This window comes from Asticcacaulis sp. P4_H10, from assembly GCF_056400965.1.
Map to the genome: position 1 here is coordinate 104,381 of NZ_JBFUKH010000012.1, position 25,597 is coordinate 129,977.

Below are 25,597 nucleotides of genomic sequence, written 5' to 3' on the forward strand. Positions count from 1 at the left end.
CGTCTGCGCGGACGTCTCGTCCGTCTGTGTGCAACGCCCTGTGACTCGAAGTAGCATGACTTCGTACAGCAACCTGAACGGCGGTCAACGGCAGATTTATACTCAGACAACGGACGATGCGCCGACGGGTGAACGGCTACTCCCTACCCCCGGCCCGCCCGCACATCCCCCGGCGAAGCGTCGAACCGCCGCCGGAACGCGCGGTAAAAGGCCGACACGTCCGAAAAGCCGCAGGCAAAGCCGATATTGGCCACCGACAGGCCGTCGAACGCCGGGTCCATCAGCAGGGCCTTGGCGCGCTCGGAGCGATACTCGCCCAGAACCTGCGAGAAGGTGGTGCCCGCCTGCTGCAGCACGTGCTGGATCATCCGTTCGGACACCCCAAGCTCGATGCCGACCTGGGCGGCCGTCAGTTCCTCGAGGCGGCAGTCGCGGCGCAGGATCCGCCGCACCAGCGACAACCGCGTCTCTACCGCCATCGGGTCACCGCCCGTGTCGATCGTACCGAAACCCGCACCGATCAGATAGGCCAGGTGCCCGGCCGAGACCGCCGCAATGCCGGCATCGTCAACCGGCTGGTCGCACATGAGTTTCGCATAGGGCGTCAGGAACCTGAGCGCCGAGGCCTGGCTGTCGATCACCCGGCTGGCCATGTCCTCGGGCAGGACGCGCCAGTGATCCGTCCAGCGGCGCGGCAGGGTAATCCCCAAAAGCGTTGACGCGTCCGCGACATCGAAGCGCAGGCTCGCATTGTGGACGCTGATGACCGCCGCGCCCGGCGTAAGCACATAGTCGCGGCCCATCTGGCGTCCGCTGATCGGGGCCGTGCCCAGGTTCATCTGCACGAACAGGGCGTCGTCATCGTGGCGGGCAATGTGCTGCGCGGTCCGTTCGCAGGTAATGCTCATGCCGGACATGACGCCGACGACGATGTCGGGACTGGCCGCCAGCCGCAGCCGCCCGGCGTCGCGCACCTCGCCCGAGGCGTACATGTCGCACAGGCTGCCGACGACGCCTTCCAGCCGCTCATGGACGCGGCGCACCTTCTGGGCCGCACTCAGATCCACCAGATCATCGGTGGTGACTTCTATGGTTTGCATTCTGCAGCCTCCCGGTGGCGCATTTTCAGCTTAACATAAGGCGGGCTGTTGCATAGGGCGCAATAGTCTTGCGCCTATTTCATTGAATGCGGTGCAACAAAGCGGAGAATGATCATGGGCGCCATATTGGCCCGTGACGATTTCATCCAGCATTTCCTTGACGGTGCGGGCGGCGGTGGCCGCGCATGCGGGGCAAGCTGTGGCCGTTCCAACCCGGCCCATAGCCGCGCCTTTCAGGCAAAACCACCACCGCCCGTGCCACATCCCTGATCTTTGACGTTTTCCGGCGCGGCCGGACCACAGCGTCACGCAACGTGCCTTCCCCATGGCAGTCCTCCCGGGCTGTCTATGGCACGCGGCTTGACGAAGGTGCGGTGGACGACCACCGCACCTTTTCGTTTCGCATCCGGCGCAACAGGCTTGCGCCTAAATCATTGTGTACTTTTCATCAGAAAGTGAAATCATGCCCAGGCATAATCATAAGCCCGGGAGCTATTTTCATGCGTATTAGCCCAAGTTTAGCGGCGATTGCCGCGCTTTTGGCGTGTCCGGTCGGCGCCCTTGCCCAGACGCAGGACCTGCCCGATCTCACCGTTCAGTCCCATAGTGCCGCCAATGGCAAGGTCACCGCCGTCATCGCCAATACCGGCAAGGCGGGCGCCTCCGTCCGGACCACAGCCACACTTTATGTCTATCAGGACGGCAAGACCCATTCGACCAACGACCAGTCGATCCCGGCGCTCGCGCCCGGGGCCAGCATCACGCTCAACTTCCCCTTGCCGATCGCAAGGGGCGTCTACCAGGTCATGGCGGACTCAAAACGCGAACTGACCGAGGCCAGCGAGACCAATAACCGCACGCGCAACGCCGATTTCGGCGCCTCCGACAGAGCCCCCACCGGCGTCGGCAGCGTCAAGGTCACAGGCCCGATTACCGGCCCTGCCCCCGACACGCTGAAAATCCTGTTCAAACCCGATACCCGACTGCAAAACCAGGCCGCCTCGCGCCCGCGCATGACCGCCGAAGACGGCTCACTCAGGCCTTTGGCGGCGTCGCGCATGCCGTCGGGCAGCGAGGTCTTCTTTGTCGAGAATGAACTGGCCCTGACCAGCAAAAACCCCGTCGACGCGCAAGGCGTGGTCGCGCGTCGGGGCGGCAAGATCCTGCAATCGACCGACCTCGGCCCCGACATCGGCACGCTCTACATCATCCGCGTCGACACCTCGAAGCCCGCCGACGTCGCGCTCGATGGCCGCGAACGCAAGACGCCCTTTTCCAGCGAAGCGGCCTATAACCTGCTGACCATCGCCAGGGCAGAGCACAAGGCGGGCCTCAGCATCGGCGTCAATCCGCTGATGGATACGACCGGCATCATGGAAGGCAAGACATCGGAAGGTGGCGGCAATGACGCCCTGTCGCTCGACTACATGCAAAAAGGCGGCGTCTATAATGTCGATGTCGCCACCGCCTGGAAAATGCTGGGCTACACCGGCAAGTTCAACAACAAGATCAATCTCGGCATCCTCGACGGCGGCTTCGCCATCGGCAATCCGAACTGGCTGGAAAGCGACATCAATGTCGCCATCGCCAACAGCGCATCGGGTCCCAACCAGAGCACCTGCACCGCCGGTTCGCCCTGCCCGTGGCACGGGCTGAACGTCGCCGAAACCGCCGCCGGCATCCCCGATGACGGCCGTGGCGCCGCAGGGCCTGCGGGTCCCGTCGCCAGGCTGCTGCTGTGGGACAAGATGGGTTCGGACACCGGCACGGCGATCGCGCGGCTCAAATTCCTCAGGGACAATGGCGCCCAGATCATAAACATGAGCTTCGGCAGTGAAGCCGAGCGCGACGAATCCTTCTGGGAAGGCGCCTGGATCGACATCGTCGAGACATTCGAAAGCGTCACGCGCGACATGGCCTTCAAGCAGAACCGCCTGTTGTTCGCCGCCGCCGGCAATGTCGGCAAGAATGTCGATGCCAAGAACGGCGACGGCGACGAAAACATCTGGTTCGCGCCGTGCGAAAACCAGGGCGTGGTCTGCGTCGGCGGCTGGTACGAAGCCACGGGCAATAATAAATCGGACTGGGGCACGCGCAACTGGCCCGACTCCAACTACTCGGCCGCGCCATCGGGCGAAACGGTCGATATCTACGGCCCGTGGTGCACCATGGTCGGCGACTACCCGGCCGTGCAGGACGATCCCAATTCCGGTCCCGGCAAGGCCAAGGGCCGCAAGGTCTGCGGCTCATCGGTCTCCTCGCCCTTCGTGGCGGGCGTGGCGGCGCTGATCTGGGCCGGCAACCCCAAGCTGGGGGCGCAGGACGTCTGGGCGCTGATGAACAAGCACGCCATCGTGGCCGGTTCGATCCGCCGCGTCCATGCCGCCGGCGCGGTCCGCGAAGCCATGATGTCAACGGGTGAAAAGTTCCCGCCCTTCCTCAAGCTGACCGCCAAGACGACCGGCGCCTTCTCCCAAGGCGCAACGCTGCAACTGACGCATGAGGACTTCGACGTCGAGGACCTGGAGGGCTGCTGCGCGGCGCAATGGTTCGTCGATGACAAGCTCTACGCCGCCACCAATCCCAACGCCCAGTCGCCCGTGCTCAAGATGGCGGGCCTGCTCGTCGGCACCCATACGCTCAAGGTCACGATTACCGACAAGGACGGATTGTCAACGTCGCAAAGCGCGACATTCATCGTCACCAACGCCCCGCCCGTGGTCGAGGTCGAGGCCATGTCGACGCAGATCTTCACCGGCCTGCCCTATGAGTTCCGCGCCAAAATCACCGATGACGGCTTCATGCTGCCGCTCAGCGGTCCGGCGTGTGACAAGGTGATGTGGACCTCGACCCCGGCCGACATGACGCCGCCCAACCCCAAGGGCTGTGCGATCATGCCGCACTTCTCGACACCGGGTCCGCATACGCTCAAAGCGGCCTGGGCGGACGCGCTCAACACCGGTGCGGCGGGATCGGTGAACTTCACGGTCCAGAAGGCGGCCAAGGTCGGCATCGCCATCGTCAAGCCGGGCGCGGGATACGCCTTCAACAGCGAAGAACCGATCAACTACGTCGCCGAGGTCGTCAACGGCCAGGGCGGCAAGACCAATGTCGCGTGGACCCTGACGGATACCAAGACAAACGTGACGCGTCCGCTGCCGCTCAAGATCGGCAACGACAAGACCTTCACCTTCGAGAAGATCTTCCCGGAATATAGCGGATCGACGGCGGGTCGCGACTATGTGCTGACGGCGACGGCGGTCAATCCGAACGGCGACAAGGCGTCACACAGCATCCCGCTCCACCAGATGGCCTTTATCAAGTAGGGGCGACTTCGGAGTACGCACGACAAGGTGCGGCGGGGCAACCTGCCGCACTTTTTCTTTCGCCGCCACATGACACAAAGTTAAATAGTCTCCGGCGCAACCATGATCTACCGTGCCGCCCAAGTCCGGGAGCCGCTAATGAAACGCCTGATCGCCATCACTCTTGCCGCCACACTCACCGCCACCGCCGCGCAGACTGAGGTCAAAATATCGCCGCCCTCGCCTTATGTCGAACACACCGACGCCGGCGACAGCGCCAATTTCGACATCATCGTCACCAATGCCAAGGCCTATGAACAAACGCTGACCAGGGTCGAAATCCTCTATCTCGACGCCGCCGGCAAGACCATCCTGGAACGCCGCATCGACGGCAATGGCGTCGCACCGGCCATCGAAACCGTCCCTGGCCGCGACATCGCTGCGGGCGCGTCAAAACTCGTCTTCAACCCCTTCCCGCTTCAGCCGCCAGGCGTGCATGCCGCTAGCGTCCGCGTCCGGATGACGCTCGAAGCCGACGACCAGCCCTCTCAGCTGCTGGAAGCCACCATGGCGCTCAGGCAGCCCCCGGCCCAGCGCCTGCGCCTGCCCCTAAAAACGACCATGTCAGGCAAGGTCTCGGTCTGGGATGGCCACGACGCCCTGTCGCATCACCGGCGCTGGGACTATACCCATCCGGCCATCCAGGGCTTCGGCTTCCACCACAACGCCATGCGCTATTCCTACGACCTGGTGCCGGTCGATGCCGAGGGCCGCATGTTCACCGGCGACGAAAGCAAAAACGAGAACTATGTCGGCTGGGGTATGGACGTGCTGGCGCCGGCCGACGGCACGGTCGTCGAAACGCATAGTGACAGCCCCGACGCGCGCCAGTTCGATCCGGGCGTGCTCAGGGACAATATCAACCTCGTCTTCGGCAACTATGTCGTCATCCGTCACGCCGATGGCGTCTTCAGCATCCTCGGCCACGTCAAGCAGGGCAGCGTCAAGGTCAAGGCGGGCGACACGGTCAAACAGGGGCAGGTCGTGGCGCAGATCGGCGCGTCGGGCAGCTCGCTGTTCCCGCACCTTCACTATCAGCTCCAAGAAGGCCCGACCCAGGACAGCGAAGGTATCCCCAGCCGCTTTGACGGCATCACCTTGGTCAACCGCGCCTCGACCTCGGGCTGGATCGACAGCGGCGACGTGGTGGCTGCGCCCTAGATTCGTCGCGATATTTAAGCCGAAAACCGCTGACACTTTTCGGCATATCGCTTAGTCCAAATAACAAAAGGGCCGCCCGTGACGGGGCGGCCCTTCCATTGTCTGGCAATGCACGCGGACAGCTCAGGCGAGCCGGCCTCCTGCGATGAAGGCCGTGCTCGTAAGACTTGCCGCTAGCGGCATTTGACAATGAGACATCGGACCACCTCCTTTCGCTTGTTGAAACCTGAATAAGATTTAGGCGCCGCAAAAGCGAATTCAAGGGCGGCAACAGCTATTTCTGCGTGAGGTATTTTAAGAAAGAGGCCCCGCCCACCGCAGCTTGCTGCGGTGGGCGGGGCCTCTCTTCCCTTAGAGTATGATGCGTTTAGGTCGAACCGCCATCATGCTCTAGGTTTTTGTTTTGTCGCGATATTTAGCCAAAAACCGCTGCACATTTTTTGGCATATCGCTCTAGCGCAAATTACCGACATGCCCAGCCACCTTACACAGGCTTAATTTGACTCATACGCGGCGCAGGTAAAAGATCGGTCCAGAAAACGGGGACCCTGAGATGGATCGACGGCAATTCCTGGCCAGCGCGGCCGTGCTCGGCGTCAGCGCCATCTGGGCCGGACGCCGCGCGGTGGCTGCGTCGCGCGTCATCTGGCGCGAAGACCGCGCCCTTTATCCGCAAGGCGTCGCTTCGGGCGATCCCGACGATCACAGCGTCATCCTGTGGACCCGGCGGCCGTTCGATAGCGGCAACCGCCATGAGCTGACCGTCGAAGTCGCCCGCGACCCTGAATTCCGCCACGTCGTCGCACGCCAGCGCGTCCCCGTGCTCAGGGCCGCCGACTGGACCTGCCGCGCGCTGGTCGGCGGCCTGGCCCCCGCAACCGTGCACTGGTACCGCTTCAGTGACGACAGCGGCGCAGGCAGCCGCATCGGCCGCACCCTCACCGCCCCACGCGCATCAGACCCGCGTCCTGTCCGCTTCGCCTTCGTGTCATGCAACAGCGTCAACGAAGGGGCGCAGAACGCCTATCGCCGCATGATCTGGGAGGACGAACGCGCCTCCGACCCGCAAAAGCTGGGCTTCGTGCTCCACCTCGGCGACTTCATCTACGAAGTCGTTGAATATCCCGACGAGACGCCCAAGCGTTACGCGCGCACCATCTATGACCTGGGCCGCATTCCCGATGCACGCAAGGTCGGCAATTTCTACGTGCCGACCACGCTTGAGGGCTACCGCCACGTCTATCAGGCGCACATCAACGACCCCGACATTCAGGACGCCCGCGCGCACTTCCCGTTTGTCTGCATCGGCGACAATCACGAATTCTCCTGGCAGGGTTGGCAGAGCTTCACCAAGTACGCAGGCAAGATTGAGCCGGCGCAAACCTTACGCGTCGCCGCCAACCAGGCGTGGTGGGAATATGTCCCGTCGCGCGTCCGCAAATCCTCCGGCGCCGCGCTCGATCAGTTCGATCCGCCCGCCGTTGTGAATGCGCCAATCGAAACCTTCGACGACCACGGCTTCGGCACCGAGCCCAACAACCGGGCGGCCGTCGGCAGCATGACCACCTACCGCGCCCTGCGCTACGGCCGCAATGTCGAGCTGATCGTCACCGATTTCCATTCCTATGCCATGCGCAACCCCGCCGACCGGCCCGAAACGGACGTGTTCGACTGGCCCTTCCCGGTCTACCCGCAGGAGCTGATGGAGATTATCGATGGCGGCCGCGACTACAATGGCGGCAATCCGCCCGAAACCATCACCATCGGCGACAAATCGGCGCCCAACTACCGCAAGGACGAACCCGCCAACACCCTACTTGGCCGCGACCAGAAGGCGTGGCTGAAAGACCGGCTGACGCAGTCGACTGCCACCTGGAAGATCTGGGGCGCGACCAACGGGCCGCTCGACATGCGCACCGATCCGCAGAACCTGCCGGATGGCCTCGCCAAGATGAAGTGGCCCGGCAGGGATTACGGCACTTTCGGCGGCGGCGACCTGAGCGGGGCGTTTTCCGAGCGCGCCGAAATCTACGACCTGGTCCGCGATAAGAAGATATCCGGCTTCGTCACCGTTTCCGGCGATCGCCACAGCTTCTGGGCCGGTTACGCCGCGCCGAAACTGCCGCCGCACGGCTTCGACCCGGTGGGCCTGAGCTTCATCACCGGCTCGATCTCCGCGCCCGGCATGGCCGAATCCGCCGAATTTTACAAGGACTTCCCCCTGCGCCCGCTGTTCGTGCGCAAGCCCGAAGGCGCCCCGCCGGAAGCGACGATCAACCTGACGCTCAGACGCGGGGTGCGTTCTGCGCTCGAATACGCAGCCAGCGGCGACATTGACAAGGCCCGCGCCCTGACCAACCCGGATGTCGCGCCCCACCTGGCCTTCGTCGACATGGCCGGCCACGGCTATGCGGTCGTCACGGCTGGACCCAAGGCGATCGATACCGAATTCGTCTGCATCGTCCGTCCCGTCACGCGCGCGGCGACGCCTGACGGCGGCCCCCTGCGCTATCGGGTATCGCACGGCGCCACACTTTGGCAGCCGGGCACGCCGCCGAAGCTGGAACAACGTCTGCTCGAAGGCGATGCAAAGCTGTCGCTGTGATGCGGTCAGGTCGCGCGCCGGGTCGCCATCCTCACGGTTATCGCCTCACCTGTAGATGGTCAAAGGCAATGGGGAAGCCCCAGTTGCGCTGAGCCCTGTTTATCTCGTCCCCAAAAATCGTCTTATGACTGGCAAAAGCCGCCGCATAGAGGGGCTCGAGGCGGCTAAAATCGACGCCTGGAGACATTTCATAGTCCATGAAAGAAAAAAAAGGTCCGGCAAGTCTCAGTTGCATATAGTAGGTCACGATCAGCAAGATCTCGTCGGTGACCAACGTCTCCGGCAGGCTCAACATAGTCACCAACTGATCGTACTTTTCGCTGAGACGTTTGTGAGCCGTGTCAAGGCAGGCGTCGTCGATACCCAGCTCCCCGAACAGGTTGCTGAGATAGTCTGTGCGATTGAACCTGCTGTCATTCGATGAGCTCAGCACCTGAAATAACTCGGCGGCACCGGCCACCGCGAGCACGTTGGAATGCTTATCCACCAACGTTTTAATTTCGTGACACTTTCTACGAATGAGATCGTCACTCACAAGGCATACGATTCCCAAAAGGTCTCATAACGCTTGGCAACCGCATCATGCCTTTATTCATTCCCCTTTCGATGCTTTCCACGACAGTCGAAATTCCGCCAGTGAGAGCGTGTTCGCGCCGCCCTTATAGGTTACGTCTTCACGCTGGACAGGATCGTCTTCCCATCCGCAAACTGGACAAATTTCATACCCTCCCTCTTCAGCGAGGGAACATTGATCACAAACCGGACATCTCACAGATGCTTGGTGTTCGTCGCTCATTGCTTGTTCCAATAGATCATTGCGTCGGTCGGCTTGAACATGGTCCTGATATTGCCTGCGTTATCGACGGACATAAACGTATTGCTGATCGGGTCGTAAAGTTTCGTCCCGCGGCCATCGACCTTTACCAGCGTACCTGGAGGAGGATTTTTCAAGAAATCCTGCGCTTTCTTGACGTAGTCGAGGGCATTCTGCGATCCGAATTCTGCTCCGTGCTTCTTAAAGTGCTCATAGGCATTTTTTATCCCCGAACCAAGCGGTCCGCACGTCCAGTTCAGGTTATGGACAACCACCTTGTTGTGCCCGACAAGGTATGTGTGGAGATCGGCAACCTCGAGATTATAAGTCTGCTCTACTTTGCCAGTCACAGCGAGCGTCTTCACCGTCGCCGACCAACCCATGGCTGTCCGGATCTTGTCGCCGACGCTGAGATCTTTCGTATGCGCCCACTCACCATTGGCGAGTAGCCAGGGGTGATCGGCACTTGCCTGGAAAACCTCATGAGCCTGGTTGGCAGCGGTCTCAAGCGTGAGCTTGAATGTCGCTTGCGGCTCCGGCCTTATGAGGGCCGTTACAGGCTTGGCGATCGTTTGACGTGTGACCTCATCGTAGGCCAGCACCAGATCACCAACCTTGATATTTTCGATGGTCACCATGCCAGTTGGGGTCGCAACGGCGGTGCCCGCCACAAGGCACATGCATTTTTTGGTAAACGAGCCCACCCCCTTGAAGGTGGTGAACACCAGCTTTCCGACCTTGGGCGCCGCTTTCAGGGCGACCTTGGCGCCGACCTTGAACACGCTGCCGCCGGCAAGATCGACAGCACCCCAGGCAACCGCCGTTATCCATTCACGCCGGTTGCAGCCAAAGGCGGCGCAATTGATAAGATCTCCGCCAGGCGCAAACGAGATCAACGTCTTCAGGATCGTATGCTCGTTCTTGCGTTTGCCGGTAATGACGATTTCGGTCGTCTCCTGATTGTTCTGGTCGCACTGCCTCTCGCCGGTGTTGCAGTCCGGATTGGGTTGCCTGCCCCGGCAGCTGTCGGTGTGGCAGTCCGTAGCCCCCGTAAGACCCGTCGGATCGGTCACATTGATCGGATCGTCCTGGACATAAGCGTAGATATTCATGCCGTCGGCGTATCCGATGGGGTCGGTCTGCATGAAGCGGCCGAGGTTCGGCTGATACATGCGGGCCTTGTAATAGTAGAGGCCGACTTCGGGCAGGTAGACCTGGCCGGTGTACTGGAACCGGCCGGCATTGCCAGCACGCGGCACACCGTATTCGTCATAGGCGTTGGTGGCCCAGTTCGTTCCGTCACTGGCGGTAATGCCGATGATGCTGCCCTGGTTGTCGGCTGTGAAATAACGCCTGGCCAGGTTACCGGTCTCGCTGAGCTCGTACCAGACAAGTGGCTCGTCCACATCCGGGCCATGGACATAGCGGCGCAGCAGGGTTGTACCGTTATATTCGGCGATCAGGTCGTTTCCGTCATAGACGAAAGTCGTCGTCACCCCGTTCTTGCTGATCGTGTACAGGCGGTTCTGGGCATCATAGGTCAGCGACGCAATGGGTACGTCCGCCATTGTCGACGTGCCCGTCAGCAGGTTGTTGACGTTGTAGCTGTATTTCACCGCCCCGTCCGACGTCATATTGCCACGCAGATCATAGGCAAGGTTGGTGGCATCGACCTTCGAAATCTGGTTGAGGCCATTTGACTCGTACCCAGTCGACTGCAGCGCGATACCCGACATGAGGTAGGCGGAGGCGTCGACGGTACGCGTCTTGATCTGGTCGGCAGACGAATAGATGAAACCGAGGTTGATATTGCCCGACGGACTGGCTGGCAGAGCCGTCGATAGCTGGCTCAATCGCGACTGGTTGTCGTAATGATAGGTCGTCGTCACACCGTTGCCGCGTGTGAGGGTCTTGCGCCGGCTGTAGTCGTCGGCGGTGAAGGTGGCGATCGCCGTCGTGCCGTTCTCCTTGATGGCCGTCAGCTGATCGCCATTATTGTATTCATAGGTCAGGTAAAAGCCGTCGGGATAGGTGAGCTTGGTCCGCCGGCCGTATGCGTCATTCTCATAGGATACGGTGCCCCTGGGCCCGGTCTCGCTGGCCAGCCACCCTCTAGAACGGTAGAGGAAGGTCGAGGTAACGCCGTTGTTGGTATGCGACTTGAGCTGGTTGAAATTGTCATAAGACATCGTCTCGCTCAACGCGCCCGATTTGCTGTTCACACGGCCGATTGCATCGTAACCGAAGGTAATCGTCTGGCCGTCACGCAGCACGACGGAGGTCGCCCGCGCGCCGGTATAGCTGGTCTGCTCGCAGTCGGTCGTCGAACTCGTGGCGCCATTGGTGGCCAGCGGGAAACAGGTCTTAACCAGGCGGTTCAGGCCATCGTAGAAGTAGCTTGTCTTGTTGCCCTTTGCGTCGGTGACCGACTCGACCCGCCCGTTAAGAGAATTCAGGACGCTTGTCACATCGTCGGCCGCAAGCGAGGTGCCGTAGGCGCTGGTGACCTTCGTCACCGCACCCGTGGCGTCGTATGTATATTTGGTGATGCGGTCATTGCCGTCTGCGCCGGCTGCCCCGAGGGTGCATGCCGAAAGCGGCAACGATCCGAAAGCGGCTTCGTTCAGGCGATGCGCTTCGCAATCGAGACGGAACAGGCTGTCGTAGGACCGCTGCGTCACCCGCTTCAGCGTGCCGGTTGAGTCGTAGTTGCGCGCGACGATGGCCAGACCTGTGGCCGCGCTGAACTCGTTCGTCTCCTTTTCCTGAACGGTCATTGCCGTCGTCAGGGCGGTATAGCTGACCGAGGTGACCGTGCCCTCCTCGTCCGTCGTCAGATGGCCATCAACGTCGTAAGTCTTGCGAACTGCCGGCCTGTTCAGGGCGCCGGCTCCGTCGGGATCGGGCCCGATTGAGCCGACCAGGCGCCTAAGACCGTCATAATAGAAGTAGGTCGCGTCGACCGTACCCGATTTCGGCCCGTCGGAGACGGTGATATTGCCGAAGGCGTCGTAGGTCCGGGTCGTGGTGGCGGCGAAGGAGCCGTCGCCACGGCTGACCGTCGTCGAGGTCGGCAGCAGGTTCGGAGAATTGTAGGCGATGACCGTCTTGGCTTCATCCGTGTTACCTGAACAGGTCGCATTGGTCATGCAGGCTGATGTCGAGACCAGGCGCCAGACCGGCGAAGTACCGACCAGCGATCCCGCGCTGTTTTTAACCTGGGGCGTGAACTGCTGGTAGGTATAACGCACCTGTGGCGCCACGCCGTTCACCACCGGAAGGGTTTCGGTCAGCACATTGCCGTTGCTGTCATAGGTATAGGTCGTCGTTACGCCATTCACATCGGTGACCGTCAGCGGCTTGTTGCAAGTCTTGATATTGCTGCAGCCGGTTTCGTAGGTCGCCGAGGCGACGATGTTGGCCAGCCCCGAGCTCGACTTCGGCACCACCGTCATCTGGGTGATGTTGCGACGGTTGTCATAGGTGTAGTCGGTATAGCCGCCGTTGGCGTCGCCGTCAGGATTGGTGATCCGGGTGATGGCGCCGGTCGTCGCATTGTACTGATAACTCAGGATACGGCCGGCCTCGTCCTGCACGCTGAGGATGCGCCCGGTCGCCGTATCCGACTTCAACCGCCGCGTCCCGTTCTGTGGATTGGACACCGTGGTGGTCAGGACGGTTCCCGTCGTGCTGTAGCTGTAGGTCCAGGTCGAGCCGCCCTGGGTAACCTGATAGACCCGCTTGGCGTAGTCGCCGGTCGTATAGTAGCTGATATTGCGTTCCAGCCCCGACGGGTTGGTGATCTTACTGTAGCCGACACCGCCGGTCAGCGTATAGGTTGTCTGGTTATTGTTGATGTCCTTGACCGCATATCCCGCTCCCAGCAGCGTGATGCTCATCTTGGGCCACGCCTGACTCAGGCTGGCGCAGGTTTCGAGGGCCGAATCGCAATAGTCGATCGCATTGTTAATTACCTGGATCGTTCTTTGCTGATTGGCGTCGGACGGACCGTATTTGATCATCCAGCCAAGTGTACTGGCCACGGTAATCAGGCGGCGGTGAATTACCGTGCCGATGGTCGTCATCTTGTAGCTGAGCGTGATCACCTCACCATCCGGCCGGGTGATCGTCGTCGGCGCGCCGATGTCGCCGGGATAGCTGACGTTCGACGCCACATTGCTGTCGTAGACGATGACCGTACCGTCCTTCAGCGTGTAATTGCAAAGGTTGGAGTAGCAGCTCAGCGTGCTGGTCGTGCCGTCCATGGGCTGCTCGACCCACACATTGTTGACCAGCGTGCCCTGGAAACGCTCGGTCGTATTGCCAAGGCTGACCGATGCGACATTGTATTCGCTGCGGTTGATGACGCCGGTATAGTTGTCAGCGTCTGGGAAGCCGAACGAGTTGCCCGACCGGGTCAACCCGCTGCCTTCGTTGCCCGCCGACACAGAGATCGACGGCAGCTGGATGCGGCCGGTAACCAGGTCCACGTCGTTCTGGTCGACCGATGTGACCGCAGGCGCCGTGGGTATAGCCTGCGCGCCCGCCGAACTGGCAACGACACCCAGGACAAGTACTGCGGCAAGGCCGATCCATCGGCCGATGGCTTGAATTTTCATGGTCATCCCCTTAACCAACCGTGCCTGCGATCGTGCCTGAATTGCTGACGGAAACGGTGTTTCCGTTCTTGTTGATGGCGTATCCCGGCGTACCGCCGTTGCTGTTGTAATCTTCGCCGAAGCCGCCCATGCCTGTCAGGCCTGCATTGCCCCCGGCACCGCCATTGCCCGCCGGCGTGCTGACGCCGCCCGCACCGCCAGCACTGGTCGAACCGGCCAAGCCGGGACCACCTGTACCCTTGGGTCCCGTCGCGCCGCTGCTTGAGCCCCCGTTTGGAAAGCCCCCGCCACCCCCGCCACCGCCCTTGTTGCCGCCATTGACGATCGAATAGCTGCCGCCACCGCCACCGCCACCACCGCCCTTGATCGCGCCGCCGGAGTTTACAGTGATGCTTATCGGCGCCTGGCAGAAGACCGCGTGGCCGCCGTTGCCGCCGTCTGCGCCCGCTGCGATTGCACTGCCGTTGCCGCCCCTGCCACCGCCGCCGTGCACGTTTCCGCTCACGACCAGCGACAAGATTGAGCCTGCCGGCCATATGCCAGTGTCTATAGCGACGCCACCATGAATCGCCCCCGTGCCCCCCCCCGTACCGGGAACCGTCTTGCCGCTCAGAACGACGAACTGGTAATTTGCGTTCGCGCCACCGGCGTATCCAGCGTTATTGGCCAAGGTCCTGAGATTCGAAGGCGCCTCTGGAACCGTTATAACGGTGGCGGAGTTGATGTTCGACCGCGACACCTGGATACGATTGCCCAGGAGATCGTAGGAATAGACGATCTGGATGCCGTCCGGATAGTTGACCTGGATAACACGGCCACGGTCATCGTACTTATACGAAATGTCCGCTGCTACAGCCTTGGCGGCGCCCCCCAGCGCAGCCGCGCCAGCGACGGCGCAAGAACAGTTCAGCAAAAAGCCCCTACGTGAATCAGAAACCATCGCCCCCTCCATAAATCAGATATGATCTACCAAATACCGTATACCATAACGATGATCCTTCTCTTGGCAAGGGGTTATGCAATTTTTTGTTGTATCGCCGTAACGAAGGCTGGTTGCGTATGCACTTACCGGTTTAAGTACCCGGCGCCCGCCTAATCAATAATGGCGCTCATGAACGGAATCAGGCGCGACAGGGCGAAAACGATCAGCGGTTTCTTGAGAAAATAGTAATAAAGCAATATCTTAGGCCAATTGACAATGCCTTAGAAACCATCCTGGCCCATCGTATCCACCTTACGTACAACGGCCCCCCACGCTTCCCGCCACACAATTACCCCAATTAAGCGATTGGCAATTGTACGGTGTTATCCTGCCCGCAATCAAACGGCGGCCGCGTTATGGCCGTATCGAGTGCGGGGACGCATAGGTGATAAAAAAGCCGAGCCAGGACAAAGGCATAGACAGCCCTTTTGAAGCGCTGTTTGAACAAAATCCCATGCCGATGTGGATCTTCGACATCCGCACCCTCAACTTTGTCGCCGCCAATCCGGCCGCCAGCGCGCTCTATGGCTACGAACACGGCGCGCTCACCGGCAAGAGCATCCTCGAAATCCATCCGACCGAGGACTGGGCCGCGACGCGCCGCAATGCCCGCGCGCTCAAGACCTTCACCGCCCCCGAACAGTGCTTCACCCACGTCACCGCCAGCGGGAAGAAGCTCCAGGTCCTGGTCTTCGCCCAGCGCATCCGCTACGGAGACCGCGACTGCGGCATCGTCTGGTCGATCGACGTCACCGAACGCGAACAGGCGTCGGTCGAGCTGAAAAGCACGCAGATATTCCTCGACGCCATCGTCGAAAGCATCCCGTCCATGGTCTTCGTCAAGGACGCGCGCGACGGCCGCTTCGTCCTGCTCAACAAGGCCGGCGAGGACCTCCTGGGCGTCAGCCGCCACGACCTGGTCGGCAAGACCGATTTCGACCTGTTCAACGAAGACGACGCCAAACGCTTCCGCACCGCCGACCAGGCCGTCGTCGCCTCGGGCAAGCTGGTCTGCATCGACAACGAACCCTTGGCCACGCCCTACGGCCAGCGTTCATTGCGCACCCAGAAGATCGGCGTGCCCGATATCGACGGCAAGCCGCGTTACCTGCTCGGTATTTCCGAAGACGTCACCGAAAAGCTCCGCGCCGAGGAACGCAGCCGTCACCTGGCCTTGCACGACGTCTTAACTGACCTGCCGAACCGACTGAAATTCCAGGATATTCTCGACGCTGAAATGAACAGCGACCCCAGCAGCGGAAACGACTTCGTCCTGATGCTGCTCGACCTCGACCGCTTCAAGGCGGTCAATGACAGCTTCGGTCACCACGCCGGCGACGACCTGCTGCGCCAGGCGGCCAACCGCATGCGCCTCAATACGGGTGACGGCGACATTATCGCGCGGCTGGGCGGCGACGAATTCGGCGTCATCCATCGCGGCGACATATCCGAAACCAGCGCGGCCCGGCTGGCCAGCCAGCTGATCAGCGCCCTGTCCGAACCGTTCAACGTTGACGGCGACATCGTGTCGATCGGCTGCAGCGTCGGGCTGGCGCGCAAAAGCACCCACGGCACCAGCGCCGACGCCCTAATGAAACGCGCCGACCTGGCGCTCTACGCCGCCAAGGCCACCGGCAAGGGCGACTATGCCTGGTTCGAACTGGCCATGGAAGAAAGCGCCGACCGCCAGCGCATCCTGCGCGATGAGCTGAGCGTGGCGCTTGAGAAGGACCAGCTGCATCTCGAATACCAGCCGATCGTGTGCACCCGGACCAGCCGCATCGTCTGTTTCGAAGCGCTGCTGCGCTGGCGCCATCCGGAACGGGGCCTGATCCCGCCGGTCGAATTCATACCGGTCGCGGAATCCTCGGGCCTGATCGAGCCGATCGGCCGCTGGGTGCTGCAGAAGGCGTGCACCGAAGCCGCGACATGGCCGGGCGACCTGCGCGTCGCCGTCAACCTGTCGCCGCGCCAGTTCACCGGCTTTTCGCTGGTGTCGGACGTCATCCATGCGCTGGACGTGTCGCACCTGTCGCCGGCACGCCTTGAACTGGAGATCACCGAGTCGATCTTCCTCAATGACAGTTCCGAGAACCTGCGCCTGCTGACCCAGATGAAGGCGCTGGGCATCCGCATCGCGCTCGACGACTTCGGCACCGGCTATTCCAGCCTGGCCTACCTGCGCCGCTTCCCGTTCGACAAGCTGAAGATCGACCGGTCCTTCATCACCGACATGACGACGACGCCGGAAAACCTGGCCATCGTCCGCGCCGTCATCGGCCTCGGCAAGAGCTTCAACGCGGTCGTCACGGCCGAAGGCGTCGAAACCGAAGCGGAACTGGCGTGCCTGGCCCGCGAAGGCTGCGACCAGGCGCAAGGCTACCTGCTGGGCCGGCCGATGACGTCGGACAAGGTGCACAGCCTGCTCAGCAACGGCCTTGAGGTGCGCAACCCGATCATCTTCAAGTCGCCCTACGCCGCCAAGAACCAGAGGTTCGGCAGCGGCTAAGGCGCCCGGTCAATCATTGACCGATCCTTGTACGACGTATTCGTTTGGCGCTAAGGGGAAGAAAACCTGGTGAGCTATCGCTGGCGAAGGGGGCTCGAGGAGGATTGACCAATGAGCATCCGGTCCCATGTTTCGATCGCGAGATACTTCTCTCCGAATCACGACAGCCCCAATAATCCCAGCAAACGAGACGTCGATGGAAAATGCGCCGGACCCCAAAAAATCCAATCCAGTGGTCGGCTCCTTTCTGGCGATCGGCATCGGCGTAGGTGTCGCTATAGGCGTTGCCGTTCATAATATCCCCATGGGTATTATCCTCGGGGTCTCCATCGGCCTGATTGTCGGCGCAGTCATCAGCAAGCGGAGCAAGTAGGGCGCCGGCCTCCGCTCTGCGATGTTCGCCATTTTACTTCTGGCGCGAGTGCGTCTCTTGAATACGGCTTCGTGACACCTATCCCATTATGAACGCCGCTTTAGATGCCCTCCAAAATCGCTGCGTCGCCGGAGCCTTTCACCTTTACCGGAACGAGCATGTAGTGCACTCCATTGGATGTCGCAGGCGGAAAGCGGCCGCCGCGCATATTGACCTGAATCGACGGCAAGAGAAGCCTGGGTGCCGAGAGCCCAGCATCTCTGTCCGTTCGCATCCTGACGAATTCCTCTTCCGTCACGCCGTCACGGACATGCTTGTTGGCCGCCTTTTCTTCTTTGACCGTTGTCTCCCAGGCGAAGTGATCGCGGCCGGGCGCCTTATAGTCATGACACATAAAGAGTCTGGTTTCGGGCGGAAGGGCCAGCAATTTACGCGTTGAACGGTAAAGCGCGTGCGCGTCGCCGCCGGGAAAGTCGGCGCGTGCCGTTCCGTAATCAGGCATGAACAGGGTGTCGCCCACAAAAACCGCGTCATCGATCCTGTAACTGACGTCGGCCGGTGTATGCCCGGGTGTGTAAAGCACCTCGACCGTCAATCCTCCCACCTGAAGCACTTCCCCGTCCGAGAACAGGGCGTCGAAATCTCCGCCTTCGGGCTTCACGTCAACAGCGTTGAACACCGGCCGGAAAATACGCTGCACGTCCACAATGTGTTCGCCGATGCCGATACGTGCCCCCGTGCGCGCCTTGATAAGAGGCGCGGCACTCAAGTGATCAGCGTGGACGTGGGTTTCCAGCACCCACTCAATTCGGACCTTCTCGGCGCTGGCAGTGGCCAGCACATTTTCCAGCGACTGGGTATCGACCTCACCCGAAGCCACATCGAAGTCGAGGACGGGATCGATCACCAACCCCGAACCGCTCTCTGCGTCCCATACCAGGTATGTCACGGTATGCGTCGGCTCGTCGAAAAAGGCCCTGATTTCAGCTTTGGACATAATGGTTCTCCTAATCACTTGACTTATATATTAGACATTGCTAAATAAGCAATATCTAAATTAGAGAATTCTAATGCAAATGACTCTTATTGCAGAACTGAGCGTGTTCGAGGCGAAGGCTGGCGAGGCAGCCAGCCTGTTACGGGCACTGGCAAACGAGCAACGCCTGCTCATCCTTTGCCATCTGCTGACCGCCGGCGAACTTTCCGTGTCCGCTTTGTCCGATGAGTTGAGCCTGAGCCAGTCGGCATTGTCGCAACACCTGGCCAAGCTGCGGGACGAAGGCATCATTACAAACCGTCGTGAATCCCAGTCGCTTTTCTACCGCGTCGCGGACGAGAAGGCTGCGCGCGTCCTTGCCGTGCTTCGCGATATCTATTGTCCTGATCTGCTAACCGGGGAGTCCCAGCATGAGCGAAACTAGATCTATTTCACCTGAGGACACACACGGCCTGCTCGCTACCGGCGCAATGCTGGTCGACATCCGTGAGGCGGAAGAGCGCGATCAGATTATTCCTGAAGCCCGCCACCTGCCGCTATCAGGGCTAAGGCCCGATGTAGCGCCGTTGGATCACGATCAACCCGTCATATTCCACTGCCGGTCTGGCAGGCGCACCGCAATGAATGCGCAGCAACTGCGTGCCACGACTTCGGCGCGTGAGGTCTATCTGTTGGAAGGTGGATTTGACGCATGGGCGGCCGCTGGCCTGCCCGTTCAAACCAAGTAACGAAAGTATCAGTCATGAGTAAGTTAATCAGCCCGGCAGACGCAGCACGTCTGGTCGGGAACGGCGCAGTATTGGTCGATATCCGGGAAGCCGACGAGCATCGCCGCGAGCGCATCGACGGCGCGGTCAATTGTCCGGTGTCAGCTTTGGATGCGATTGCGATTGAGGGAGACGTCATCGTCTTTCACTGCAAAAGCGGCGGCCGCACTCAGGCCAATGCCGATAGACTCGCGGCCAAGGCCGGCGAACGGACCTACCTGCTGCTCGATGGCGGCATCGAGAAATGGAAACAGAGCGGCCTGCCTGTGCGCAAGGACGCCAACCAGCCAATCGAACTTCAGCGTCAGGTGATGATCGTAGCCGGCGCCCTTGTCCTTACCGGCGTACTGCTCGCCGGATTTATCGCCAGCCCGTTCATACTGCTGTCCGGCTTTGTCGGCGCCGGGCTGGTGTTTGCAGGCGTTACGGGCTTTTGCGGAATGGCGAAGTTGCTGATGTTTGCCCCCTGGAATCGCCGCTAGGCGGAAAGCACAGCCATGTTTGACATGCAGTATCTCTTAGCGGCACTTGCTGGCGGTCTTGTCAGCTTTGTCTTGACGCTCGTAGGCGGAGGCGGGTCAATTCTGGCGGTCCCCTTACTCGTCTATCTCGTCGGAATAACCAACCCGCACGTCGCCATCGGCACGAGTGCCGTAAGCGTTGCCTTAAGCGCAGCCGTAAGTTTGATCGGCAAGGTCCGTTCCGGCACCGTCAAGTGGCGGTGTGTAGTGGTTTTTACGGTAACCGGCGTCATCGGCGCCCTCGTCGGCTCGTACTTCGGAAGGCTGCTGAACGGTCAGGTTCTGCTCTCGCTTTTCGCATTACTGATGATTGTCGTCGCCGGGCTAATGCTCAAGAACCGGTATGCCGAGGGAAACCCCAAGGTCCGGCTGGACAGAGATAATTTTCCCCGGTTGGTGGCGTTTGGGCTGGCAACCGGCCTGTTGTCCGGCTTTTTCGGCATTGGTGGCGGCTTTCTGATCGTGCCGAGCCTTATGGCTGCAACCGCGATGCCGATCGTGAACGCGATTTCGTCCTCGCTCTTCGCTGTAACGGCGTTTGGGGTGTCAACAGCATCCACCTACGCGTTGGCGGGCTTGGTCGATTGGCCAATCGCCATCGCCTTCGTGTGTGGTGGTTTTGTGGGCAGTGTAGCGGGTTCCAGGGTGGCGCAGATTGTCGCGGCGAGGCGCGGCGCATTGACGACTGGATTTGCTACCCTAGTCTTCGCGGTGGCGGCCTACATGCTGTACCAGTCGCTTCCATTCGGTCACAGTGTCTAAAGAAGTAACCACCTTGCGCCAGGTGAGTGCGAAGCGCGTACATCCGATCTCGGCGCTTGCTGGCAATCGAACTTCCGCTTCCGGGAAAATTTAATCGAAAGACAAGCGCGCCAGTTCTATTTCCGCTAATGGCGCTATACGAACAGGTGGAGGCGCCACAAGGGCGCCTCCAGTCAGCCTCAAACGCGAACCAAAGTGACGTCAATATTGCCACGTGTTGCATTCGAATATGGGCAGACCTGATGCGCGGCGGCGATCAACTTATCCGCCACCTCAGCATCGAGGCCGGGCAGGGAAATCTTGAGCGTCACTTCGATGCCGAAGCCATTTGGAATCGGACCGATACCGACGCTTGAGTCTATGCTGACGTCTGACGGAACAGCGATCTTGTCGCGACCGCCAACGAACTTGAGCGCGCCAATAAAGCAGGCGGCATAGCCTGCCGCGAACAGCTGTTCAGGGTTGGTGCCGTCGCCGCCGGCGCCACCCAATTCCTTGGGTGTCGACAGCTTTACGTCCAACTTGCCGTCGTCTGTTTTCGCGGTGCCTTCGCGGCCGCCCGTGGCTTTTGCGTGGGCGGTGTAGGCTGCGGTGATGGACTGCGTCATTGTCATTCTCCTTGATGAAATCTATAGCCAACAATTAGATTGTGCACAATATATTGTCAAGTGTATTGTGTGCTATATAATTGCGCACATGAAAAATAGTCCTCTGCCTCCCGAACGCCGCCTTGAAAATCAGCTTTGCTTTGCCGTGCACTCGACGGCACATGCTTTCGCTCAAGCCTACAAGACATGGCTTGATCCGCTTGGGCTGACCTATCCGCAATATCTGGTCATGCTCCTGTTGTGGGAACAGGACGGGCGATCGGTCAATGAACTGGGGCAACCCCTTATGCTCGACTCCGGAACCCTCACGCCGTTGTTAAAACGGATGGAAAAGGCTGGTTTCGTGACGCGGAACCGGGATGCAAACGACGAACGCATCACCCGCATTCATCTTACCGAAGAGGGGCGTCGGCTTGAAGCCTGCACGCGCGACATCCCGGCGTCGCTATTGTGCGCAACCGACCTCAGTATCGACCGGCTGATCGTCCTTCGGGATCAAATGAAGGACTTGGGAAGCGCCTTGCGCGGTCGCTAATCGGTTAATTTCAGTCGCTATTGAGTCGCACAAGCGGCCAACTTAGACATCGGATGTCCCCTTCAGGGTAAGAAATTCTAAACCGGCACTGACCGGGTTTCATTTCCGGTTATGGCGCTTTGTGGACAGCCAATCCCCCTCTTCCCGCCCTAGCCTTCGCGGATCGAGCGGATAACCCGGGCGGGGTTGCCTGCGACCAGAGTGTCCGGCGGCACATCCTTTGTCACCACGGAACCTGCGGCAATGACCGCGTTTTCACCAATCGTCACGCCGCCAATGACCGTGGCGCCGGCGGCAATCCAGACGTTTTTTTCGATGACGATCGGTTTCGCCACGACGCCGTCACGCCGTTGGGAGGGTTCGATGGGATGACTGGACGTGATCAGGCTGACATTGGGGCCGATCATGACATCGTCCGCTATATGCAGCCCGCCCAGATCATAGAAGGTGCAGTTCTGGTTGATGAAAACATTGCGCCCGACGCGGATTTCCGTGCCGCCCGAGGTAAAAAACGGCGGCGCAAGGACAAAACTTTCATCCACGACCTGGCCGGTCAGCTCGCTGAACACCGCGCGCACCGCATCCGCCTCGTCGTAGCTCAGCCGGTTTAGCCGGGACGTCAGGATCATTGCCCGGCGCGCGCCCGCTGCCATGGCCGCGGACTCAGGGGTCCCACGGTGAATCCTCAAGGTCCGTGCGTCTGTCGTCATATGAAGGAACTCCCGACCCGGGTTTTCGATAGGCCTGTGTCATAGGGGGATCGACGGCGCTTCGCCAGACCCGGCCTGTGCATTCAAACGTTTGCGGTCACCATAATTTTACCGCATGGGAAGGCGCCCTCCCCCTTTCGCCTCAGCGCAATTCGTGAAACATGCTGCCATTCCGATCATGCCTGCCGATACCGCGACGCCAAAGCCGAAACAGGTTCCGGCTGTCCACGGGTTCCACGACACGACCGGCAACGAAAGTGTCTGAGTTGTTTGTGGGGGAATATGATCCGGAAATGGTCGCTTGTCGCGGTCGCCATTGGTTGCGCGCCCTCAGCCGCCTTTGCGCAGGCTGTGGAGACGCCGCCGGCCGAGCCCCCCGTCGTCATCACCGACAAGACCGCCAGCGCGGACACGCCCGACATCGTCGTCACGGCGCGCAAGCCATCGGTGACCAACAAGATCGATCGCCGCGTCTATGACGTGTCGGCCAGCCCCGACGCCGCCTTCTCCAGCGCCACGGACGTGCTGACGCGGATTCCGTCGGTGACCGTCGATCCGCGCGGCCGCATCGCCCTGCGCGGCGATCCCGGCGTCAAGATCCTGATCGATGGCGTCGAGCCGCGACAGGGCCTGCTGGGCAGCCTGCAGGCGTCGGATATCGAACGCATCGAGGTGGTGACCAATCCGTCGGCGCAGTTTTCTTCGGATGGTTCCGGCGGCATCATCAACATCATCCTGAAAAAGAAGCGCAAGGACGGGCTGAACGGCGGGGTCAACGGGCGCGGCGACGATAACAGCCGCTACAATTTTCACGCCAATCTCAGCCGCAAGTCCGGGCGCTGGACGCTGGCGGGCAGCGCGGGCTTTGGCCGCTCTTATGAGGTCACCACCTCCGATGACCTCCAGCAGTGGGACCGTGGCGCGGGCCTGGAGACCACCGTGGGTCAGGGCCGGTCTACCGCGTCGCGCCGCCAGGCCTATGAGAACGCGTCGGTCGTCTTTGACGCCAGTGAAAACGTCCGCGTCGAGCTGTCGCGCAACCAGTATCGCTGGCGGGCGTCCACACGCGACGACGGCACCGTGCGGATTACCGGCCTGGCGGGCCAGGTCATCGAGGATCACGCCGAGACGGTCTCGGGCGGCGATGGCGGCAGCGGCGGCGAATGGGCCTTGAACTACACGCGCAAGGGCAAGCTTGAGGGCGAGCGCCTGGACCTCAACCTGTCGCGCTCGGACGGGGAGTCGTGGGACAGGTCATCGCACGACGTGCGCCGCAACGTGCCGGCGCAGCCCGGCGTCACCTACGCCTATTTCGGCAATTCGCCCTATGGCGGCACGACGATCAAGGGCGATTACGAACGGCCATTCGGCAAGTCCAGGCTGAATGCCGGTTTCCAGTTCGACACCAGCGAAACGAACAGCCGCAGCCGTTCGGAAAACATCGCCGCCATCGTGCCGGGCCAGCCGGACAGCGACGACCGGTTCCGGTACGACACCCGGACCGTCGCCAGCTACGTCACATGGCAGGCGCCGATCGGCAAATGGGGCGTCATGCCGGGCCTGAGGATCGAAGCCGCCGACTGGGACGCCGGCGGTTCGGCGCACGATGAACTGCGCATCCTGCCGTCGCTGCACCTCAATCGCGACCTGTCGGAAAAAGCCAAGCTGACCGCCAGCTACAGCCGCCGCACCGCACGGCCGGAGGAGTGGTACCTCAATCCCCGCCGGGTCTACTGGTCGCGCTTCTATGTCTTTGAGGGCAATCCGGACCTGAAGACGCAGTACACCGACGCCTATGAGTTGGGCCTTGAATATATCGACAAGGATTTCAGCGCTAATACCGGGCTGTATTACCGGGTCAACACCGACCCGACCGCCGAAACCCGGCGAGTTGACGCCGGTCAGCTGATCGTCCAGACGATTACCAATGCCGACCAGTCCAGTTCAGCGGGCTGGGAGCTGACGGCCAAGAACCGGCTGGGCAAGAAGATCGACTATTCGGTCAACCTCAACGTCTTCCACAAGGAACTGAGCGGGATGGCCAGCGGTGAGGCGCTGAAGCGCCAGGCCTTCAGCTGGTCGGGCAATACCGTGGTCGAATACAAGCCCAACAGCCGCGACTGGTTCCAGTTCAACCTGAACGGCGAAGGCAAGGGCGTCGACCTGCAGGGCTACACGACCGGCTTCTACCGGCTGGACGTGAATTACCGGCACAAGCTGACACCCAAGCTGAGCCTTGCCATACGCGGGACCGACCTGCTGAATTCGTCGAAACAGACGACCGTCTTCGCCACGCCGGAAGGCGAAAGCCGCACCATAAGGCGCAAGCAGGGCCCGTGGGTCACCGTCGGTTTCGCCGTCAAGTTCGGCCGCAGCGACGCATAATTTCCGACGGCGCGCTCAGGTCCGGCCCGCTGCCTGCCCTTTTGGAAAGCAGGCGCTGGCCGAACCTGAACCTCTACCTGGACGGATTATACTTGGCCAGGAAGTCGACCATGGCCTGGGCGACATCCAGCCGGCAGGTCGGCGCACTCAGGTCGTGGACGCAATCCTCCGGTTCGACATAGGTGTTCGCCTTGCCCGCCGACTGCAGCTTGTCGCGCAAGGCACGGCTCTGGCTGGCAGGGATGTTCTTGTCGTACTTTGCCGTGACCAGCAGGACCGGAACGTCGACCGAAGCCGCCGATATGGCCGGCGGGGTCTGGCTGCCGAAATAGCGCAGCGCCAGGCTGGGCGATTCCGCATCGGCGCGGAAGGCACGGGGATGCTCCGGATCGGCCTTCAGGGCCGCCATGGCGTCCGTTTCATTGCCGTCCGTCAAATGGGCGGCATAGTCCTGCGGATCGACAATGCCATTGATGGCGGCGGCGCAGCGATAGGGCGAGCCCGTCGTTGCGCCTGCCAGCGCGGCGTAACCGCCATAGCCCTGTCCGGCGATGCAGACGCGTTTGTCGTCGATAATGCCCTGGCCCGCCAGGTAGCGGACGCCATCGGCCATGTCGGAGGTCATGCGGCCTGACCATTGACCGTAACCGGCGCTTGTGTAGGCCATGTCATAGCCGTCCGATCCACGGTAGTTCGGTTGCAGGACAACATAACCGCGCGAGGCCAGGATCTGCGCCAGCCAGTTATAGCTGCGGCGGTCATGGCCCAGCGGGCCGTCGTGCGG

20 protein-coding genes are annotated in these 25,597 nt (G+C 61.1%); 11 read left to right on the plus strand and 9 right to left on the minus strand.

Going from position 1 to position 25,597, the window contains the following annotated elements:
• Positions 1-143: 143 nt before the first annotated feature.
• Positions 144-1,100 (minus strand): AraC family transcriptional regulator, encoded by a 957-nt coding sequence (locus tag AC1DON_RS20890; RefSeq protein WP_476936759.1) that lies wholly within the window; start codon positions 1,098-1,100, stop codon positions 144-146.
• A gap of 500 nt (positions 1,101-1,600) precedes the next feature.
• On the opposite strand from AC1DON_RS20890, the gene AC1DON_RS20895 reads away from it, so the two are divergent.
• The 3 genes from AC1DON_RS20895 (at position 1,601) to AC1DON_RS20905 (ending at position 8,231) form a co-directional block, all read left to right on the plus strand.
• On the plus strand, positions 1,601-4,426 hold the full coding sequence (locus AC1DON_RS20895; RefSeq protein WP_476936760.1) for a S8 family serine peptidase: 2,826 nt from the start codon (positions 1,601-1,603) through the stop codon (positions 4,424-4,426).
• 138 nt (positions 4,427-4,564) lie between these two features.
• Positions 4,565-5,626: a M23 family metallopeptidase gene (locus AC1DON_RS20900; protein ID WP_476936761.1), complete on the plus strand. Its 1,062-nt coding sequence runs from the start codon at positions 4,565-4,567 to the stop codon at positions 5,624-5,626.
• Positions 5,627-6,179: 553 nt separating this feature from the next.
• Positions 6,180-8,231: an alkaline phosphatase D family protein gene (locus tag AC1DON_RS20905; protein WP_476936762.1), complete on the plus strand. Its 2,052-nt coding sequence runs from the start codon at positions 6,180-6,182 to the stop codon at positions 8,229-8,231.
• 37 nt (positions 8,232-8,268) lie between these two features.
• On the opposite strand, the gene AC1DON_RS20910 is transcribed toward AC1DON_RS20905, so the two are convergent.
• From AC1DON_RS20910 to AC1DON_RS20925, 4 genes are read right to left on the minus strand one after another with little or no spacing between them, the layout of a single operon-like run.
• On the minus strand, positions 8,269-8,766 hold the full coding sequence (locus tag AC1DON_RS20910) for a hypothetical protein (RefSeq protein WP_476936763.1): 498 nt from the start codon (positions 8,764-8,766) through the stop codon (positions 8,269-8,271).
• 57 nt (positions 8,767-8,823) lie between these two features.
• The gene (locus AC1DON_RS20915; RefSeq protein WP_476936764.1) at positions 8,824-9,027 is read right to left on the minus strand and encodes a CPCC family cysteine-rich protein; all 204 of its coding nucleotides are present in this window, start codon (positions 9,025-9,027) and stop codon (positions 8,824-8,826) included.
• Positions 9,024-13,664 (minus strand): RHS repeat-associated core domain-containing protein, encoded by a 4,641-nt coding sequence (locus tag AC1DON_RS20920; protein WP_476936765.1) that lies wholly within the window; start codon positions 13,662-13,664, stop codon positions 9,024-9,026. Before AC1DON_RS20920 ends, AC1DON_RS20915 begins: the two co-directional genes overlap by 4 nt.
• Before the next feature lie 10 nt (positions 13,665-13,674).
• Positions 13,675-14,604, minus strand: coding sequence for an RHS repeat domain-containing protein (locus AC1DON_RS20925; protein ID WP_476936766.1), 930 nt, complete (start codon positions 14,602-14,604; stop codon positions 13,675-13,677).
• 427 nt (positions 14,605-15,031) lie between these two features.
• On the opposite strand from AC1DON_RS20925, the gene AC1DON_RS20930 reads away from it, so the two are divergent.
• Both AC1DON_RS20930 and AC1DON_RS20935 read left to right on the plus strand, forming a co-directional pair.
• Complete coding sequence (locus AC1DON_RS20930; protein WP_476936767.1) at positions 15,032-17,155, plus strand: putative bifunctional diguanylate cyclase/phosphodiesterase; 2,124 nt, start codon at positions 15,032-15,034, stop codon at positions 17,153-17,155.
• 196 nt (positions 17,156-17,351) lie between these two features.
• Complete coding sequence (locus AC1DON_RS20935) at positions 17,352-17,528, plus strand: glycine zipper domain-containing protein (protein WP_476936768.1); 177 nt, start codon at positions 17,352-17,354, stop codon at positions 17,526-17,528.
• Positions 17,529-17,628: 100 nt separating this feature from the next.
• Here the strand turns inward: AC1DON_RS20935 and AC1DON_RS20940 are convergent, their stop codons facing one another.
• A complete protein-coding gene (locus tag AC1DON_RS20940) occupies positions 17,629-18,525 on the minus strand; it encodes an MBL fold metallo-hydrolase (RefSeq protein ID WP_476936769.1) in 897 nt (298 codons plus the stop codon).
• 73 nt (positions 18,526-18,598) lie between these two features.
• Between AC1DON_RS20940 and AC1DON_RS20945 the strand changes: the two genes are divergently transcribed.
• From AC1DON_RS20945 to AC1DON_RS20960, 4 genes are read left to right on the plus strand one after another with little or no spacing between them, the layout of a single operon-like run.
• Positions 18,599-18,949 carry an ArsR/SmtB family transcription factor gene (locus AC1DON_RS20945; RefSeq protein ID WP_476936770.1) on the plus strand — a complete coding sequence of 117 codons (351 nt, stop codon included), beginning with the start codon at positions 18,599-18,601 and terminating at the stop codon, positions 18,947-18,949.
• The gene (locus AC1DON_RS20950; protein WP_476936771.1) at positions 18,936-19,253 is read left to right on the plus strand and encodes a rhodanese-like domain-containing protein; all 318 of its coding nucleotides are present in this window, start codon (positions 18,936-18,938) and stop codon (positions 19,251-19,253) included. The genes AC1DON_RS20945 and AC1DON_RS20950 overlap by 14 nt, the downstream gene beginning before the upstream one ends.
• Positions 19,254-19,267: 14 nt before the next feature.
• Positions 19,268-19,774: a rhodanese family protein gene (locus AC1DON_RS20955; RefSeq protein WP_476936772.1), complete on the plus strand. Its 507-nt coding sequence runs from the start codon at positions 19,268-19,270 to the stop codon at positions 19,772-19,774.
• A gap of 15 nt (positions 19,775-19,789) precedes the next feature.
• The gene (locus tag AC1DON_RS20960) at positions 19,790-20,575 is read left to right on the plus strand and encodes a sulfite exporter TauE/SafE family protein (RefSeq protein WP_476936773.1); all 786 of its coding nucleotides are present in this window, start codon (positions 19,790-19,792) and stop codon (positions 20,573-20,575) included.
• Positions 20,576-20,754: 179 nt separating this feature from the next.
• Here AC1DON_RS20960 and AC1DON_RS20965 read toward each other — a convergent pair whose 3' ends face one another.
• Positions 20,755-21,183, minus strand: a complete 429-nt coding sequence (locus tag AC1DON_RS20965; protein WP_476936774.1) for an organic hydroperoxide resistance protein — start codon at positions 21,181-21,183, stop codon at positions 20,755-20,757.
• On the opposite strand from AC1DON_RS20965, the gene AC1DON_RS20970 reads away from it, so the two are divergent.
• Entirely contained in the window at positions 21,170-21,718 is a 549-nt protein-coding gene (locus AC1DON_RS20970; RefSeq protein ID WP_476936775.1) for a MarR family winged helix-turn-helix transcriptional regulator, read from the plus strand. The two genes, AC1DON_RS20965 and AC1DON_RS20970, sit on opposite strands and share 14 nt — an antisense overlap.
• Before the next feature lie 149 nt (positions 21,719-21,867).
• Here AC1DON_RS20970 and AC1DON_RS20975 read toward each other — a convergent pair whose 3' ends face one another.
• Positions 21,868-22,347 carry a sugar O-acetyltransferase gene (locus AC1DON_RS20975; RefSeq protein WP_476936776.1) on the minus strand — a complete coding sequence of 160 codons (480 nt, stop codon included), beginning with the start codon at positions 22,345-22,347 and terminating at the stop codon, positions 21,868-21,870.
• Positions 22,348-22,710: 363 nt separating this feature from the next.
• Here AC1DON_RS20975 and AC1DON_RS20980 point away from each other — a divergent pair, with 363 nt between their 5' ends.
• A complete protein-coding gene (locus tag AC1DON_RS20980) occupies positions 22,711-24,813 on the plus strand; it encodes a TonB-dependent receptor domain-containing protein (RefSeq protein WP_476936777.1) in 2,103 nt (700 codons plus the stop codon).
• A gap of 73 nt (positions 24,814-24,886) precedes the next feature.
• Here AC1DON_RS20980 and AC1DON_RS20985 read toward each other — a convergent pair.
• Positions 24,887-25,597 (minus strand): alpha/beta hydrolase family protein (locus AC1DON_RS20985; RefSeq protein WP_476936778.1); only part of this gene is annotated, 711 nt, incomplete at its 5' end.